The sequence below is a fragment of the Massilia jejuensis genome (assembly GCF_042656795.1).
GTDB classification, from domain to species: domain Bacteria; phylum Pseudomonadota; class Gammaproteobacteria; order Burkholderiales; family Burkholderiaceae_D; genus Telluria; species Telluria jejuensis.
Window position 1 is genome coordinate 1 of sequence record NZ_JBHSMS010000004.1, and the last position, 15,232, is coordinate 15,232.

Below are 15,232 nucleotides of genomic sequence, written 5' to 3' on the forward strand. Positions count from 1 at the left end.
CGGTCGAATATGAAAAGCAGTATTTCCAGCGGCTCGCGAGTGTCTAGTAAACTCGTGGCGATTCAGTTCGGACAAGCTGACCAACTTGGCATTGCTACATCCGAATTGCCACATGCAACATCACTCGAAAGAGAAACAAGGCACTGCCGGTATCTCTATGTTCAAATAGGGTACTGACGGATTGCTCGAGCCGTATGCAGGGAAACTTGCCCGTACGGTTCTACGGGGAGGGGGGCGCCGCGAGGCGCTCTCCTTACCCAACTTACGACGAGGGTTCGATTCCCTTCACCCGCTCCAATAAGAATCAGCCGAAAACGTCTTTTCGCCGCTTCACAAAATTAGCGTCGCTCCACAAAATTGACTGCCCGGGAACGTATCACGGGGAATCTGTGGCACATCCTCCAGTAAGACAGCTGTATCGGATCAATACGAATCCTGACGACTGGTCAGATGCGTGGTTCCACCATCTCGGCCTTGTCGCCTATTATTTGGTCAAATGGAGTGGGTGCCGTACCTCTTGGGCGATCGCGTCGGGTGCACGATGGCTCAGCGCCGCAAGAACGCCAAACCCTGAAAGACGAATCGCCTCGGAGCGGACGCCCGAAACGACATCCTGTACACGACACACAGGCGGGGCCGGACGATCTGGAAAAGATGGAGCGGCTTCCACTACCGCAGCCTCGTAGAGACCAAGATGCACTGTTTTAAACTATTGGGCGAACGCGTCATAGTGCGCGACTTTGTTGACCGTCAGGTCGCCGAACTACAAGTGCGGGCCGCGGTGCTGAACGGATTCACTCGGTTGGACACCCCGGTCACGGTCCCGGTGTTGTAAATCGAACTACAAAAGCGTCAGCTCGGTCTCCCCTCAATTTGCTCAACAAAGCCATGCACATCTGTCGGTTGTTGGACAGCTACCCCAGCGGCCAAAACCAGATCTCGACCGCACTGAAGTAGCAACTCCGGGCGCATCGATGGAACCCTCCACCTGCTGGCCAGACCAGGTCGATATGCCCACCATCTGCCGGCCCCCCACCGTGAATCCGGAAAAACGAAACGACTCCGCTTCGGACACCGATACCGAGGTTTGCGCTATTGTCTTCCATGAACACTTCCGGCGCGCCCCAAACTCGCTTAAGGATGCCTGACAGGCGGGCCTGACCAGGCTCGAGTCGCTTTCCCCTCAGCGACCCCGCATTCGCTATCATGCGCGCACCAGGAAGCACCATGCCAGCGCCAAGAAGCCCCATGCTCATGCGGATCGCGCAGGTATCGGCGAATGCTGGGTTGTCGACTAGATCAGTCCAGCCGATCAAGGCGTATAGTTCCTCGCGCTTGCCGGCCTTGGGATAGTGCTGGTGCACCATGTGGAAAGACGGCTTCATGGCCTAGCGCCCTTGGCTGGCTGGCAGGGAAAGGCCTGGCCCAGCAAACGCAGGATCAATGCCGAGGCGTTCTTCTTCCGCTCGGCCGGCGGCAACTTGGCTATCTGGTCAGCCAGTTCGTAGGCAAGATCCGGCGTCTTCAGCTGGTCTACGTCGCACCAGGTGCGACCCTCCGCGCTGTCCCGGGCGCCGTCGAGATAGCTGTACGCCTTCTCCCGCTGCATGTAGTCGTAGCTGCTGAGCGGTTCGGGCCTGATCATCATGTTAACGAACCTGTCACCACTGAGGGTTGGCGCAGAGAACGCTGCTTGGGTTAAGACCGAGGCCGCCAGCCCGGCGGAAATGGCCAGTATCTGTAGGGCGCGCATTACGCCATCCTGTTCGTGGCCAAATCCCAGCCGCCCGCCGTGTTGCCGCTGGCGCCACCGCTAACCCTCTGCCGCGTATATCGCCATTTCACCTTCGAAAACTTAAGCGACACCGCTTCGCTCATTGTGTTGCCCGGTATAACCGACGGCGCAAGGTAGCTGATCAGCACGTTCTCGAGTTCGATCTCGTAATACTTGATGCGGGCGCCGTCGCCGTCGGCCCGCATGAATTCAAATTTCGCCTTTGGGATCGTCTTGCCCATCGCACAGTGCTGCGCCAGAATGGGAGAGGCCAGATCGGCCGTTTTGTGAAAGCTGATGTCGGACAGCTCGACTCGCTCAGCTGTGTGTCCGCCTCCAGTCGATGCCGTGGCAGACTTCGGTTGGCGGAGCGACCAGTCTACTGACGGCATTCGATCCAGTCCTTGTGTGTGTCGTCGGTCGACTCGCCCTTGATCCCGTCGATCTGCAGATATACGTCGATTGCCATAGTGACCTCCTTAAATTAAGGAAGTCATTTTCACATTGTTAGGTCTACCGCAAGTTGTTAACCGTCAACGGTCGGGCTGGGGGGGCAGGTGGGCGACGATGACTGTGATATGGCAGTGTACAAGCGGGTGCCTCGTTGCTTGTCTTTGCATGGCTGGTCATGCGGTATCCTCGCGCTTTGCCCGCGCTTGTCAGCAATCACCGGCGGCTTAACCATGCCTACAAGCATAGGATCTAAAAGGGCAGGGGCAGGTCATTCACCGCCGGCAAGGCGATATCGATTTCCTGGAATTCCAGCGTCTCCAGTTGCAGCAGGGCAAGCAACTCCCCGGTCTGGAAGGGCGCGAAGGCGCGAAAGCCGTTCGGCTCGACCGACACCAGCATGACGGGCCGGGCCGGAAAGTGTTGCGCGACTTTCTGCAGCACCGGTTCCGCGGCGCCTTCCACGGTCAGCCCCGACTCGACGATCGCCACCACGATGGGCGCGCCGTGCGGCGCAAATTGCGTGACCTGTATTTTCATCAGATGCGGTCGCTTTCCTTGCGCACGACGCGCCCGATGATCAGGCAGGTGTCGCCCTCGCAGGCACGGCGGTAATAGGTGCGCTGGTCCGGGTTGTCCGAGGCCAGCCACCAGCGGCCGCCATCCTTCTGCATGCGCTTGACGACCGGCTCGCCATTGAAATTGACGGCAAACACTTCGCCCACCGCCGGCTTGCGGTCGGCGGTATTGATGACGACGATGTCGTCCTCGTACAAGGTCGGCTCCATGCTCTCCCCCTTGACCAGGATCGCGATCAGGCTGGCCGGATTGAGGCACTTGCGCTCGATCCAGTCGCGGCGCATGCCGACCGTGCCGCCATCGTGATGCTCAGGCTCGGTCTGGAAACCGGTCACCCCCGCCGACAGGCGCAGCTTGACCATTGGCACTTGCACGAAGTCGGTGTCATTCGCGTCGGACACGACCACGCGCATGGCGCCGGGGAAGAGCGCCGCCGGATCGCTGCCGCGCAGCCCGTCGATGATGGCGGCAGGCAGGCTCTTGCCGGTCACCTTGGCAATTGCCAGCAGTTGCTGCAGGCTCGGACTGTGTTTCTCGGTCTCCCAATGGGAGATGTTCGCCTTGGTATGGCCGCGCGCCGTCCCGAGCTCGAACGCCAGCTTCGTTCCCAGCGCTTCGCCCGACAGGCCGGCATCGCGCCGTGCCTCCTTGATCCAGATGGCGATCATCGTCTTAAGTTCCATTGTGAAATTGTATAGGAAATCTACACGCACAAGTATAGAAAAACTTTACAATTAAGTATAGGATAACTATACGGCTTTGATTTATCTCAATGCCACAATGAAACAAGGAGATGGCGATGAAAATGAATATGGTGGAAATCACGAGCATGCTAGGGGCGGTGACGTCGATCGGAACGGCGATGACGCTCGAGCGGATCGGGGTTGGCTTCGGCATCGTGTCGGGTCTGGTCACACTGGGCTTGAACGTGTTTTACATGATCCGCAAGGATGCGCGCGAGCAGCGGCAGGCTGAACTTGCCATTCGGGAGGCGCAAGCGCGGCTGGCGGCGCTCGGACTCGAGCCATGAACCTGGCGCTCCCTGGCGTGCTCCGATTGATTCCTCATCCAATCTGTGGTGAGAAGGTGTCGGCCGGCCGGGCGCCGTGGGAGCGAGCATGCAGGAAATGTCCACACACCGCAGGATGCTGTTGCGCGCCATGCTCGCGGGCGGCGGCACTGCCGTGTGCGGCGCCGCGCACGCCGCGCCCGCCGTGCCCGCACCGCTGCTCACCCGCGCAATTGCTTCCTCGGGCGAGCAATTGCCGGTCGTCGGCCTGGGCAGCTGGATCACCTTCAATGTCGGCGACGATCCCGTCGCGCGTGCCAACTGCACAGGCGTCGTGCGTGCCTTCCTGGACGGCGGCGGGCGCCTGATCGATTCGTCGCCGATGTATGGCTCGGCCCAGGCCGTCATCGGCCATGCGCTCAAACAGTTGCGGCATCCAAAGGCCGTGTTCTCGGCCGACAAGGTGTGGATCGGGTCCGGCGCCCGCGGTCCGGCCCAGATCGAACGCTCGCGTGCCTTGTGGGGCGTGCCGCGTTTCGACCTGCTCCAGGTGCACAATCTATTGGCCTGGGAAGAGCACCTGCGCACGCTGCAGGCAATGAAGGCGGCGGGGCGCGTGCGCCATGTCGGCATCACCACGTCCGAAGGCCGGCGCCACGACGAACTGGTCACGATCATGGAAACGCAGCCGCTCGACTTCGTGCAGGTCAGCTACAACGTGCTCGACCGCGAAGTGGAGTCGCGCATCCTGCCGCTGGCGCGCGAACGGCGGATTGCCGTCATCGTCAACCGGCCCTTCCGCCAGGGCGATCTGACGCAGGCGCTGGCACACAAGCCCTTGCCGGGCTGGGCGGCGGAGATCGGCTGCACCAGCTGGGCCCAGGCTTTACTGAAATTCATCGTGGCCGAACCCGCTGTCACCTGCGCCATTCCCGCCACTTCCAATCCGGTGCATGCGCGCGAGAACATGCTGGCCGCGCGTGGCCCGATGCCGGACGCGGCGCTGCGCCGGCGCATCGCCGCCGACGCGAAGCGGCTCGCATGAGCCAGTGGTGGACGTATTCGCTGTCGGACCTGCTGATGTTTTCAAAGGCGACGTATTTTCGCCTGTTCGAATTGCATAACCTGGCGCTGTGGCCGAGCCAGTTGCTGGTCCTGGCCGCGGGCGTCGCCCTGTTCGGCTGCCTCTGGCATGGCGGCCCGAAGGCGGGGCGCGCGGCTGCTGTCCTGCTGGCGCTGGCCTGGCTCCATGTTGCGTGGCGTTATTTGGCGCAGCGCTATGCGAGCATCCATACCGGCGCCCCGTATTTTGCGATCGCCTTTGCCCTGCAAGCCGTGCTGCTGTTCTGGCTGGCTTCGCGCAAGCTGGCGCCGCGCCTGACGGAACCGATCGGCTCCCTGGGCAAGCTGGCGCTGGCGATCGCGCTCGTTGCGCTGGCACTCTATCCGCTGCTGGCGCCGTTGGGCGGGCGTCCCTGGATGGAATACGAACTGTTCGGCCTGGCGCCGGACCCGACGGTGGCCTTGACGCTCGGCGCCTTGCTGCTGTGGCGCGCGCTGGCCGCTGTGGATCGTTCCGCTGCTCTGGTGCGCGCTCAGCACGGCTACTTTGATGGCATTGCAATCCGGCCAGGCCTGGATGCTGCCAATCCTGGCCGTGCTGGCGGCGGGCGCGCGCCTGCTGGCCGCCCGCCGCGCCGCCCGATGAGGCCTCAGGAACCGAGCAGGTCGCCGGCGCGGAAGGCCGTGGCCCCCGCGATCTTGCAAACGTGCATGCCGCGCAGCAGGTGGCGGTGCGCCGTGCTGGCGAACAGCACGCCGGCATGTGTCGGGCGTACCTGCGACACCTGGCCCGTGACCGGGTTGACGATCTCGGCCACGGCTTCCCCGGCCGCGACCTTCTCGCCCAGTTTTTTCAGGAACACGAGCACCCCGGAATGGGGCGCGGTCAGGGGCTCGACCGCCTCGAGCGGCGTCGGCGCGCACAGCGCTTGCGGCAGCGCCGTCAGCGGCAGGTCGATCACGCCGTTGATGGCCAGGTATTGCAGCAAGGCTTGGGCATCCGGCTGCGCCAGGTCGTAGCGCACGTCGTTCTCGCCGCGCAGCTCGACCGTGATGGCGACGCCGGCCGGGGGAATGGCGACCTCCGGCCCGAAATGCTCGGCCAGCTCCCACCACAGGCGGCTGCAGGCCTCGTCGAAGGGCTCGCCGCCGGACGCGCGCGCCAGCAACACGGCATGCGCGCCCATCAGGCTGGCCAGCGGCTGCACGGCCTCGGCCAGCGGCGCGCCGGCATACATGTGCAAGACCGCTTCGTTATCGCAATGCAGGTCGAGCATGATGTCGGCGTCGATCGCCATCGACAGCAGGATTTTCTTCAACAGGCCGCCGCTGGTGGCCGGCGCCCATGCCGCCAGCGAGTTGCGCGCGTGTTCGCGGATCAGGGCGACGTTCGCCGCCGCATCCCTGCCGAGCTTGCCTTCGAGGGACTGCTTCAGATCGGCCGCCACGTGCTTGTAGGCGCGGTTGAAATTCACCCCGGTGGACAGGTCGTAACGGCCGAAGGGCGTGCCGTGGATCGTTTGCGACAGGCCGATCGGATTGGCCGCCGGCACCAGGATGATCTCGCCACGGATGCGTCCCGCGGCGTCGAGGCGGTCCAGTTCCTGGCGCAGGAAATGGGCGACCAGCATCGCCGGCACTTCGTCCGCGTGCAGCGAGGCCTGGATATACACCTTCTTGCCGAGGCCGGGGGTGCCGTAGTGGAAAGAGGTCAGTTGAAAAGTGGCGACGTTGTCTTCGATCGCGATCGGGTGTTTGGTCGAATGCACGGCAGGCCTCGGCAGGATTGGCACGAAAGCGACGATTATGGCGCAGATTGCCTTTATGATCACACACCCGTGCGGCATTGCGGCAGCCGCGCTGGCGCCGAATGGCCGCGCAGGCGTAGGCTATAATGTCCGCCGTTCTTTCCTCACTCTATTTCTCCATGTCTGCAGACACTCCCGACAACAGCCCGGCCCGTACGATGCTGTACGACCCGACCGAACGCCGCATCCGCAGTTTCGTCACCCGCGCCGGCCGCCTGTCGACGGGGCAGGCACGCGCGTTCGAGGAATTCGGGCCGCAATTTCTGATCGCATATAACAAGGAGATGCTCGACTACGCGGCCGCCTTCGGGCGCCAGGCGCCGACCATCCTCGAGATCGGTTTTGGCATGGGCGACACCACGGCCCATATCGCGCGCCAGATGCCGGACAAGAATTTTATCGGCGTCGAAGTGCATACGCCGGGCGTGGGCAGCCTGCTCAAGCAGATCGGCGAGCAGGACATCGCGAACCTGCGCCTGATCCAGCACGACGCCTTCGAAGTCCTGAACCACATGATTCCCGATGCCTCGCTGGCCGGCGTGCACGTCTATTTTCCGGACCCCTGGCACAAGGCGCGCCACAACAAGCGCCGCCTGATCCAGCCCGCCTTCGTGGCCTTGCTGTGCCAGAAACTGGCAGACGGCGGCTATATTCACCTGGCGACGGACTGGGAAGATTACGCGGTGCAGATGCTCGCGGTGCTGGGCGCCGAGCCGCAGCTGGCCAATACCGCCGACGGCTATGCGCCGCAGCCGGCGTACCGGCCGCTGACCAAGTTCGAGAACCGCGGCCTCAAGCTGGGGCACGGCGTGTGGGATTTGGTGTTTACGAAGAAATCATCGCACGCATAAGCGGCAGGATGCAGGGTGACGGCCCTGCAGCCTCCCTGGAAATACGGTTCGGGTAGTCAGGCCAGCCGCGGGCGCCGCGCATACACCCCGAAGCACAGGATCAGCGCATAGCACAGCACCGGCACGGCCAGCGCCATCTTCAAGCCCACGGCATCGGCCGCGTGCCCCGTCAGCAGGGGCACGATCGCGCCGCCGACGATGGCCATGCAGATCAGGCCCGACCCTTCGGCCGCGCGCTCGCCGAGTCCTTCGCAAGCGAGCGAGAAAATGGTCGGGAACATGATCGAGTTGAACAGGCCCACCAGCAGCAGCGACCAGCCCGACACCATGCCGGTCGTATTCGCCGACACCAGCAGCAGCGCGATCGTCACCGCGGCCGCGCAGGCGAGCACCTTGCCCGGCGAGAACATGCGCAGCAGGGCGGCGCCGACGAAGCGGCCGACCATGGCGCCGCCCCAGTACAGCGGCACGTGCTTGCCGGCCGCTTCCGCATCCAGCCCCAGCACGTTTGCTTCCATCAGGTAATTCACGATCAGCGAACCGATCGCCACTTCCGCGCCCACGTACAGGAAAATGCACAGCGCGCCGAAGGCAAAGCGCTGTTGTCCCAGCAGTTCGAAGGCGCGCAGCATGCTCGCTTCCGGCGCCGGCGTCTCGATCAGTTTGCGCCGGTTGTGCCAGACCAGTGCCGCCACCCCGACCAGGGCGATGGCCAGGCCGATATAGGTCTGCACCACGACGCGCGTTTCGTCGGCGCGGTAGGCGTCGAGCGCGGCGCCGGACAGGCTGGCCGGGTCGACGGTGGCGAGCGAGCCGAGGATCAGGATCGCGCCCACGTAGGGAAAGACCGTGGTGCCGAGCGCGTTGAAGGCCTGGGCAAAGGTCAGGCGGCTGTGCGCGGTGGCCGGCGCCCCGAGCAGGGAAATGAGGGGATTGGCGACCACCTGCACGATCGTGATGCCGGAGGCGAGCACGAACAGCGCGACGAGGAAGGTGGCGAATACGCCCGACGACGATGCCGGGATGAACAGCAGGCAGCCGGCCGTCATGGTCAGCAGGCCGACGACGGCGGTGCGCATGTAGCCGATGCGGCGCACGATGGCGGCGGCCGGAATCGAGACGATGAAGTAGGCCGCGAAAAAGGCCGACTGCACCAGCATGGCCTGGGCATAGGTCAGCGTGAACAAGTCCTTCAGCTTTGGAATGATGACGTCGTTCAGGCTGGTGATGCCGCCGAAAATGAAGAACAGGGCGAAGACGAAGGTCTGCAGGCTGGCGGCATTGGCCGGCACGCCATGGGTGGCCGCGGCCGATGGGGAGTCGATATGCATGAGGGACGGGGAGTGCCGCGGCGGGATGCTACAGCATTTCGTTGATGATACCGACGATGTCCTCGCCGTAGGAAACCAGTTTCTTTTCGCCCACGCCGGTCACGCCGCGCAATTGGTCGAGCGAGGTCGGCTTGACCTTGGCGATTTCACGCAGCGTCGCATCCTGGAAGACGACATAGGCCGGCACGCCGTGCTCGCGCGCGCTGCCCATGCGCCAGGAACGCAGGCGGTCGAAAATCGCCTGTTCGGACTTCGACAGTTCCAGTTCGTCGTAGCCCTTCGAGGAAGAGAAGGAGGCGCGCTTGGGCTTGACCGGTTTCTGGTATTGGCGCAGCTGCACCTTTTGCCCGCCTTTCAACACCGGACGCGCGGCGTCGGTGAGTTTCAGGGAGCTGTAGGCTTCATGGTCGACCGTGATCAGCCCGAGCGCGATGGTCTGGCGCACGATCGCGCGCCACTCCTGTTCGCCACGGTCGTTGCCGATGCCGAACACGGACAGGGCATCGTGGTGCCACTGGCCGATGCGGTCGGTCTGCACGCCGCGCAGCACGTCGATCACGTGGCCGGCGGCAAAGCGCTGGTCGACCCGGTAGATGGTGGACAACAGCTTTTGCACTGGCACGGTCGCATCAAAACTGACCGGCGGAATCAGGCAGGTATCGCAATTGCCGCAAGGGCCAGACGGCTCGCCGAAATAGTCGAGCAGGCGCATGCGCCGGCAGCTCAGCGTTTCGCACAGGCCGAGCATGGCGTCGAGCTTGACCCCCAGCACGCGCTTGAACGTTTCGTCGGCTTCGGATTCGTCGATCATCCGGCGCTGCAGCACCACATCCTGCAAGCCATACGCCATCCAGGCGCTGGCGGGGCCGCCGTCGCGTCCGGCGCGGCCCGTTTCCTGGTAATAGCCTTCGATACTTTTTGGTAAATCCAGGTGGCAGACGAAACGTACGTCCGGCTTGTCGATGCCCATGCCGAAGGCGATCGTCGCCACCATCACGATATTTTCTTCGCGCAGGAAACGCGCCTGGTGCTCGGCCCGTTTCGCGTATTCCATGCCGGCGTGATAGGGCAGGGAGCGGATGCCGTTTTCGTTCAGGAAGTCGGCCGTTTCCTCGACCTTTTTACGCGACAGGCAGTACACGATCCCGGAGTCGCCCGGATGCTCGGTGCTGATGAAGTCGAGCAACTGCTTGCGGCCGGTGGTCTTCTCGACGATCGAATAGCGGATGTTCGGACGGTCGAAGGAGGAGACGAATTTCCGGGCGTCGTCGAGCTGCAGGCGGTGCGCGATCTCGTCGCGCGTTTGCTGGTCGGCCGTGGCCGTGAGCGCGATGCGCGGCACGTCGGGGAATTGCTCGTGCAGGATCGAGAGGCGGATGTATTCCGGGCGGAAATCGTGGCCCCATTGCGAGACGCAGTGCGCCTCGTCGATCGCAAACAGGGAAATGCGCGCATCGTGGAACAGGTCGAGGCAGCGCTGCGTCATCAGGCGCTCGGGCGCGACGTAGACGAGATCGATTTCGCCGGTGCGCACGAGCCGTTCGATGCGCAGCGTTTCCTCGAAGGTCTGGGTCGAGTTCAGGAACGCGGCGCGCACGCCGACTTCCTCGAGCGCATCGACCTGGTCCTGCATCAGCGCGATCAGCGGCGAGACCACCACGCCCACGCCCTCGCGCAGGAGCGCCGGGATCTGGTAGCACAGCGACTTGCCGCCGCCGGTCGGCATCAGCACCAGGGCGTCGCCGCCGCTGGCGACATGATGGACGATGTCGGCCTGCTGCCCGCGGAAGGCAGGGTAACCGAAGACGGTTTCCAGCAGGTGAAGCGCGCGCGCCTCGAGTTCGGTGGTCATGGGTAGATGTCGATGTCGCTGCCGGTTTTATTCCGCCCAGTTCACCAGGTCGTAATGCGCGGTGACGAGGACGATCACGCCGAACACGATACGGTACCAGGCGAAGATCGTGAAGTCGTGCGAGCTGATGTAACGCAGGAGCCAGCGCACGCACAGGAAAGCCGACCCGAACGCGGCCAGGGCGCCGAGGCCGAACATCGGCAGGTCGGCCATCGACAGCAGGGCGCGTTCCTTGTAGACCGAATAGACGGTGGCGCCGAGCAAGGTTGGAATTGCAAGAAAGAACGAGAACTCGGTCGCCGCCTTGCGCGACAGGCCGAATAGCATGCCGCCAATAATGGTCGCACCGGAACGGCTGGTGCCGGGAATCAGGGCGAAGGCCTGGGCGCAGCCGATTTTCAAGGCATCGAGCACGCTCATTTCGTCGACGGTTTCCACGCGCGAGGCATGCGGCAGGCCCAGTTGCGCATTTTCCTGGACGCCCTTCGGCTTGCGCTCGACCCACAGGATGATCAGGCCGCCGACGATGAAGGCGAGCGCGACCGGCACCGGCTTGAACAGCTCGGCCTTGATGGCCTCGGCGAACACCAGGCCGAGCAGGGCGGCCGGCAGGAAGGCGACGATTTGGTTGGCAAGGAACTTCTGCTGGCGCCGCTCGGTAAACATGCCGGAGAGCACGCGCGCGATGCGTACGCGGTATTCCCAGATCACGGCGAGCATGGCGCCGGCCTGGATCGCAATCTCGAACACTTTGACTTTTTCGCCCGTGAAATTGAGCAGGCTGCCCGCCAGGATCAGGTGGCCGGTCGAGGAAATCGGCAGGAATTCGGTGAAACCCTCGACCAGGCCCATGATGATTGCCTTGACGGCGAGAAGGATGTCCATGAATTGCTTTTATCGTGTAATGAAGAGGTGCGGGATGGAAGAAACTGCGCGGGGTCGAAGCTTACCACGAGCACGGCCTCAACCGCAGAGCCAACGGGGCGGGCATGCCCCGGACCAGCCCGCCCGCCCGTGACCGGCAGCGCCTTGCACGATAGCGCCACAAACTGCGTCACGGCGCCGATTCGCGTGCTAGACTGGATTCATGATTCACTCTGCCGTTCGACGATGAGTATTGTTGTAATCCTGGTCTTGCTGGCGGTTGCATGGTCCGCCCTTGCCATGGGACAGATCCACAATCCTTTCCGTGCACGCACTTCCCAGGTTCGCCTCTGGCGCCGTGCGTTTCCTTCGGCTTCCAAGCGGCAGATCGGTGAATTCCTCGCCCTGTTCGCCGACGCCTTTTCCTTCCGCCCCACCGAAACCCAGAAATTCCGCCCGGACGACCAGTTGCTCGGCGTCTATCGCGCCGTGAATCCGGCCAAATGGATTCCCGACTCGCGCGAAGTCGAACGATTGGCCAAGCAATTGCGCAGCCGTTATGGCGTGGCGCTGGCCGACATCTGGGACGAACGCATGACCCTGGGCGCATTGTTCGCCCACGTGCAGCAGCAAAAGCGCAATGCAGCCAGGCATGGCGCCGCATGATCTGCGGATCGCCTGACTAGGGACGGCGCCCTGGACGGGCACGGCCGATGCTCATCCATCGGCCGTGCCAGAATGAAGGCTCGACCGGCCCTCCGCTCAGCCCGGTGCCGTCGCCCGTTCCAGGTCGTCGAGCCAGGCAATGGCCTGCTCACGGCTCGCCCCGCACATTTCCACCGAAGGCTGCAAGCCGCCGCAAAACGCCGGCCGCTCGGGTTTGCCGAAAATGCGGCAGCGGTTGTCCGCGTCGAGCTGCACGCAGCGCACCCCGGCTGGCTTGCCGAAGGGCATGCCAGGGATCGGGCTGGTGATCGAAGGGGCGGTGCAGCAGGCACCACAGTGGTCGCGGCAGTTCATCGGGCGCGGGGGCATGGAAGAGCGCGCAGTATAACGCGCCCGCCGCGCCGCCACCAGCGGCCAGCTGTGGCCAGCAGGCGGGCGCTGCGGCGCTTTCGATCCTGCTAAGGTTGGCGCACCCGTCAGTTACCGGAGTTTTTTTCAATGGCAAGTTCGCTCAAACCACTCGACCAGCAAGTCATCGTCATCACCGGCGCCTCCAGCGGTATCGGCCTGGCCACCGCCCAGGACGCGGCCGCGCGCGGGGCGACGCTGGTGCTGGTGGCGCGCAGCGGAGAAGTGCTCGAAGCCATCGCCGACGCTCTTGCCACCGGCGGCCACGAAGCGATCCACGTGGTGGCCGACGTGGCCGACCGGGCCCAGGTCGACGAAGTGGCGCGCCGCGCGATCGCCCATTTCGGCCGCATCGATACCTGGGTCAATTGCGCTGGCAATACGATCTATGGCCGGCTCGACGAAGTGAGCGAACAGGACAGCCGGCGCCTGTTCGACATCAATTTCTGGGGCATGGTCAATGGTTCGCTGGCCGCCTTGCCGCACCTGCGCATGACGGGCGGCGCCCTGGTCAATGTCGGCAGCGAGGCGTCGGAACTGGCCATTCCCCTGCAGGGCATGTATTCGGCAAGCAAGCATGCCGTCAAGGGGTTTACGGATGCGCTGCGCATCGAAGTGGAGCACGTCGACGGGGCAGCGGTGTCGATTGCCCTGATCGAGCCGACGGCGGTGGACACGCCGCTGCCCCAGCATGCGCGCAACTACCTGGCACACGAACCGAAGCTGCCGGCGCCGCGGCTCGATCCGCACCAGGTGGCCGACGCCATCCTGCAGGCGGCGACGACGCCGACGCGCAACCTGAAGGTCGGCGCCATGGCCAGCATCGACGTGACCATGGAAAAGCTGATGCCGGGCGTGGTCGACCTGCTGTCCGTGTTCCAGGTGCCGCGTCAGCAAACCGGGGCCGCGCCGCGCGACCCGGCCGGCACCCTGTATCGGCCCGGCGCCGCAGGACGCATCTACGGCTGTGGCGGCAAGGCGCCCTGAACTGCTGGACACGTGCGCGCCGGATACTGCACGCCAAGGCGAAGGCGCGCTTGACTACGCTTGAACCCGGGTCTATATTCGATGACTTAATACTAAGTTGTCGGACGGAAGCATGGAATGCCCTTTTGACACCAAGCCGCGCTGGGAGCGCCGCAAGGATGCTCGTCCACATGAACTTCTGGCCGCGGCGATCGACCTGTTCGTCGAGCGCGGCTTCGCTTCGACGCGCCTGGAAGACGTGGCGCGCCGCGCCGGCGTCTCGAAAGGCACCTTGTACCTGTATTTCGAGAACAAGGAAGAGCTGTTCAAGGCCGTCGTGCGCACCAGCATCGTGCCCGTCATCGGCGCAGCCGAGTCCTCGGTCGCCGAATTCGAAGGCCACAGCGCCGACTTGCTGCGCAAGGTGATGCAGGATTGGTGGGAACGCATCGGCGCGAACAAGGTGTCCGGCATCGTCAAGCTCGTCACGGCGGAAGCGGGCAATTTCCCCGAACTGGCCAAGTTTTACCAGGATGAAGTCATCAACCGCGGCACGCGCATGATTTCCAGCATGCTCGAGCGCGGTATCGCGCGCAATGAATTTCGGCAAGTCAATGTCACCCAAATGACGCAGGTGCTGATCGCGCCCATGCTCATGCTGGTCACCTGGAAACATTCGATCGGGCCCTGCGAGCGCGGCGAACTCGAACCGCTGGCCTTTCTTGCCACCTTCCTCGACATGGCGTTGCACGGGCTGCTGCCGGCCACGCATGTGGTGGCACCGGCAGCCGTGTGACGGCGGGCGCCGCCGTGGTGCCGGTTTCCCATCGTTCACCCCCTTCAAACTGCAGACTGTCGCAATTTCGCGCGATCGAGATGCCATCCCGATAAGATGTGCTTCCCGAGGCAGTTCAACGATAAAATATCGGATTATTTCTTTGTCCACCGAGTATTAAGATGAATATCGAACAAGCCCGCTTTAACATGATCGAACAGCAGATCCGCCCCTGGAACGTGCTGGACCAGGACGTGCTCGACCTGCTGCATGTCGTCAAGCGCGAACAGTTCGTGCCGCAGGCCTATCAGAACCTGGCCTTTGCCGACGTGGAAATCCCGCTGCCAGGCGGCGAATCGATGTTCAACCCGAAGATCGAAGCGCGCATCTTGCAGGAACTGAACCTCAAGAAGCACGAGAACGTGCTGGAAATCGGCGCCGGCTCGGGCTACATGGCGGCACTCATGGCGCACCAGGCGCGCCAGGTGACGACGGTGGAAATCTCGCCTGAAATCAAGGCACTGGCCGAGCAGAACCTGGCCAAGGCCGGCATCACCAACGTGACCGTGGCCGAAGGCAATGGCGCCAATGGCTGGGAACAGGGCGCGCCCTACGACGCGATCGTCATCTCGGGCGGGCTCGAGAACATGCCGGAGACCTTCCTGAAACAGTTGAAAGTCGGCGGCCGCATCGCCGCCATCGTCGGCCAGGCGCCTGCCATGCAGTGCGTGCTCGTGACGCGCGTGTCGGAGGCGGCCTATGACACGGTCACGATCTTCGAGACCAACGTCAAGATGCTGTCGGGTGCGCCGGCCGTGTCGCGCTTTACCTTTTGAG

At 63.6% G+C, this 15,232-nt stretch carries 16 protein-coding genes and 3 pseudogenes; 9 read left to right on the plus strand and 10 right to left on the minus strand.

What is annotated here, in order from left to right; all coding sequences use genetic code 11:
* Positions 1-553: 553 nt before the first annotated feature.
* Positions 554-835, plus strand: a pseudogene (locus ACFPOU_RS00935) (IS5/IS1182 family transposase); the annotation flags it as partial.
* Positions 836-914: 79 nt separating this feature from the next.
* Here the strand turns inward: ACFPOU_RS00935 and ACFPOU_RS00940 are convergent.
* The 5 genes and pseudogenes from ACFPOU_RS00940 to ACFPOU_RS00960 all read right to left on the minus strand — a co-directional run bounded on the left by ACFPOU_RS00940 (position 915) and on the right by ACFPOU_RS00960 (position 3,486).
* Positions 915-1,385, minus strand: coding sequence for a T6SS effector amidase Tae4 family protein (locus ACFPOU_RS00940; RefSeq protein WP_379715789.1), 471 nt, complete (start codon positions 1,383-1,385; stop codon positions 915-917).
* Positions 1,382-1,753, minus strand: a complete 372-nt coding sequence (locus ACFPOU_RS00945) for a Rap1a/Tai family immunity protein (RefSeq protein ID WP_379715792.1) — start codon at positions 1,751-1,753, stop codon at positions 1,382-1,384. Before ACFPOU_RS00945 ends, ACFPOU_RS00940 begins: the two co-directional genes overlap by 4 nt.
* A pseudogene (locus ACFPOU_RS00950) lies at positions 1,753-2,243 on the minus strand (Hcp family type VI secretion system effector). The gene ACFPOU_RS00945 and the pseudogene ACFPOU_RS00950 overlap by 1 nt, the downstream one beginning before the upstream one ends.
* A gap of 233 nt (positions 2,244-2,476) precedes the next feature.
* Positions 2,477-2,764, minus strand: coding sequence for a hypothetical protein (locus tag ACFPOU_RS00955; RefSeq protein WP_379715795.1), 288 nt, complete (start codon positions 2,762-2,764; stop codon positions 2,477-2,479).
* On the minus strand, positions 2,764-3,486 hold the full coding sequence (locus ACFPOU_RS00960; RefSeq protein WP_379715798.1) for a S24 family peptidase: 723 nt from the start codon (positions 3,484-3,486) through the stop codon (positions 2,764-2,766). Before ACFPOU_RS00960 ends, ACFPOU_RS00955 begins: the two co-directional genes overlap by 1 nt.
* Before the next feature lie 116 nt (positions 3,487-3,602).
* Between ACFPOU_RS00960 and ACFPOU_RS00965 the strand changes: the two genes are divergently transcribed.
* From ACFPOU_RS00965 to ACFPOU_RS00975, 3 genes and pseudogenes are all read left to right on the plus strand, one after another.
* Positions 3,603-3,833 carry a holin gene (locus ACFPOU_RS00965; protein WP_379715801.1) on the plus strand — a complete coding sequence of 77 codons (231 nt, stop codon included), beginning with the start codon at positions 3,603-3,605 and terminating at the stop codon, positions 3,831-3,833.
* Between the two features lie 88 nt (positions 3,834-3,921).
* The gene (locus ACFPOU_RS00970; RefSeq protein WP_379715804.1) at positions 3,922-4,857 is read left to right on the plus strand and encodes an aldo/keto reductase; all 936 of its coding nucleotides are present in this window, start codon (positions 3,922-3,924) and stop codon (positions 4,855-4,857) included.
* A 35-nt stretch (positions 4,858-4,892) separates the two neighbouring features.
* Positions 4,893-5,306, plus strand: a pseudogene (locus tag ACFPOU_RS00975) (DUF6064 family protein); the annotation flags it as partial.
* A 218-nt stretch (positions 5,307-5,524) separates the two neighbouring features.
* On the opposite strand, the gene ACFPOU_RS00980 reads toward ACFPOU_RS00975, so the two are convergent.
* Complete coding sequence (locus ACFPOU_RS00980) at positions 5,525-6,643, minus strand: succinylglutamate desuccinylase/aspartoacylase family protein (protein ID WP_379715807.1); 1,119 nt, start codon at positions 6,641-6,643, stop codon at positions 5,525-5,527.
* A gap of 197 nt (positions 6,644-6,840) precedes the next feature.
* Between ACFPOU_RS00980 and trmB the strand changes: the two genes are divergently transcribed.
* Complete coding sequence (gene trmB / locus ACFPOU_RS00985; RefSeq protein ID WP_379716025.1) at positions 6,841-7,533, plus strand: tRNA (guanosine(46)-N7)-methyltransferase TrmB; 693 nt, start codon at positions 6,841-6,843, stop codon at positions 7,531-7,533.
* Positions 7,534-7,589: 56 nt separating this feature from the next.
* Here trmB and ACFPOU_RS00990 read toward each other — a convergent pair whose 3' ends face one another.
* Genes ACFPOU_RS00990 through ACFPOU_RS01000 form a run of 3 tightly spaced genes read right to left on the minus strand, consistent with a single transcriptional unit; the run spans position 7,590 to position 11,601 of the window.
* Complete coding sequence (locus ACFPOU_RS00990) at positions 7,590-8,864, minus strand: sugar MFS transporter (protein WP_379715810.1); 1,275 nt, start codon at positions 8,862-8,864, stop codon at positions 7,590-7,592.
* 28 nt (positions 8,865-8,892) lie between these two features.
* On the minus strand, positions 8,893-10,716 hold the full coding sequence (gene recQ, locus ACFPOU_RS00995; RefSeq protein ID WP_379715813.1) for a DNA helicase RecQ: 1,824 nt from the start codon (positions 10,714-10,716) through the stop codon (positions 8,893-8,895).
* A 27-nt stretch (positions 10,717-10,743) separates the two neighbouring features.
* On the minus strand, positions 10,744-11,601 hold the full coding sequence (locus ACFPOU_RS01000) for an undecaprenyl-diphosphate phosphatase (protein ID WP_379715816.1): 858 nt from the start codon (positions 11,599-11,601) through the stop codon (positions 10,744-10,746).
* 129 nt (positions 11,602-11,730) lie between these two features.
* On the opposite strand from ACFPOU_RS01000, the gene ACFPOU_RS01005 reads away from it, so the two are divergent.
* Positions 11,731-12,246: a hypothetical protein gene (locus ACFPOU_RS01005; protein WP_379715819.1), complete on the plus strand. Its 516-nt coding sequence runs from the start codon at positions 11,731-11,733 to the stop codon at positions 12,244-12,246.
* 96 nt (positions 12,247-12,342) lie between these two features.
* On the opposite strand, the gene ACFPOU_RS01010 is transcribed toward ACFPOU_RS01005, so the two are convergent.
* Positions 12,343-12,600, minus strand: coding sequence for a YkgJ family cysteine cluster protein (locus tag ACFPOU_RS01010; RefSeq protein ID WP_379716027.1), 258 nt, complete (start codon positions 12,598-12,600; stop codon positions 12,343-12,345).
* 144 nt (positions 12,601-12,744) lie between these two features.
* Here ACFPOU_RS01010 and ACFPOU_RS01015 point away from each other — a divergent pair, with 144 nt between their 5' ends.
* The 3 genes from ACFPOU_RS01015 (at position 12,745) to ACFPOU_RS01025 (ending at position 15,231) form a co-directional block, all read left to right on the plus strand.
* The gene (locus ACFPOU_RS01015) at positions 12,745-13,641 is read left to right on the plus strand and encodes an SDR family oxidoreductase (protein ID WP_379715822.1); all 897 of its coding nucleotides are present in this window, start codon (positions 12,745-12,747) and stop codon (positions 13,639-13,641) included.
* Between the two features lie 112 nt (positions 13,642-13,753).
* The gene (locus ACFPOU_RS01020; RefSeq protein ID WP_379715825.1) at positions 13,754-14,416 is read left to right on the plus strand and encodes a TetR/AcrR family transcriptional regulator; all 663 of its coding nucleotides are present in this window, start codon (positions 13,754-13,756) and stop codon (positions 14,414-14,416) included.
* 161 nt (positions 14,417-14,577) lie between these two features.
* Complete coding sequence (locus ACFPOU_RS01025) at positions 14,578-15,231, plus strand: protein-L-isoaspartate O-methyltransferase family protein (protein ID WP_379715828.1); 654 nt, start codon at positions 14,578-14,580, stop codon at positions 15,229-15,231.
* Position 15,232 lies beyond the last annotated feature (1 nt).

What these genes read in the sequence shown, in the direction of transcription:
- ACFPOU_RS01010 (WP_379716027.1), bottom strand. Translation starts at nt 12,600, where the DNA reads ATGAACTGCCGCGACCACTGTGGTGCCTGCTGCACCGCCCCTTCGATC.
- ACFPOU_RS00945 (WP_379715792.1), bottom strand. Translation starts at nt 1,753, where the DNA reads ATGCGCGCCCTACAGATACTGGCCATTTCCGCCGGGCTGGCGGCCTCG.
- ACFPOU_RS00965 (WP_379715801.1), top strand. Translation starts at nt 3,603, where the DNA reads ATGAAAATGAATATGGTGGAAATCACGAGCATGCTAGGGGCGGTGACG.
- ACFPOU_RS01025 (WP_379715828.1), top strand. Translation starts at nt 14,578, where the DNA reads ATGAATATCGAACAAGCCCGCTTTAACATGATCGAACAGCAGATCCGC.
- ACFPOU_RS00990 (WP_379715810.1), bottom strand. Translation starts at nt 8,864, where the DNA reads ATGCATATCGACTCCCCATCGGCCGCGGCCACCCATGGCGTGCCGGCC.
- ACFPOU_RS01000 (WP_379715816.1), bottom strand. Translation starts at nt 11,601, where the DNA reads ATGGACATCCTTCTCGCCGTCAAGGCAATCATCATGGGCCTGGTCGAG.
- ACFPOU_RS00960 (WP_379715798.1), bottom strand. Translation starts at nt 3,486, where the DNA reads ATGGAACTTAAGACGATGATCGCCATCTGGATCAAGGAGGCACGGCGC.
- ACFPOU_RS00970 (WP_379715804.1), top strand. Translation starts at nt 3,922, where the DNA reads ATGCAGGAAATGTCCACACACCGCAGGATGCTGTTGCGCGCCATGCTC.
- recQ (WP_379715813.1), bottom strand. Translation starts at nt 10,716, where the DNA reads ATGACCACCGAACTCGAGGCGCGCGCGCTTCACCTGCTGGAAACCGTC.
- ACFPOU_RS00940 (WP_379715789.1), bottom strand. Translation starts at nt 1,385, where the DNA reads ATGAAGCCGTCTTTCCACATGGTGCACCAGCACTATCCCAAGGCCGGC.
- ACFPOU_RS00955 (WP_379715795.1), bottom strand. Translation starts at nt 2,764, where the DNA reads ATGAAAATACAGGTCACGCAATTTGCGCCGCACGGCGCGCCCATCGTG.
- ACFPOU_RS01020 (WP_379715825.1), top strand. Translation starts at nt 13,754, where the DNA reads ATGGAATGCCCTTTTGACACCAAGCCGCGCTGGGAGCGCCGCAAGGAT.
- trmB (WP_379716025.1), top strand. Translation starts at nt 6,841, where the DNA reads ATGCTGTACGACCCGACCGAACGCCGCATCCGCAGTTTCGTCACCCGC.
- ACFPOU_RS01015 (WP_379715822.1), top strand. Translation starts at nt 12,745, where the DNA reads ATGGCAAGTTCGCTCAAACCACTCGACCAGCAAGTCATCGTCATCACC.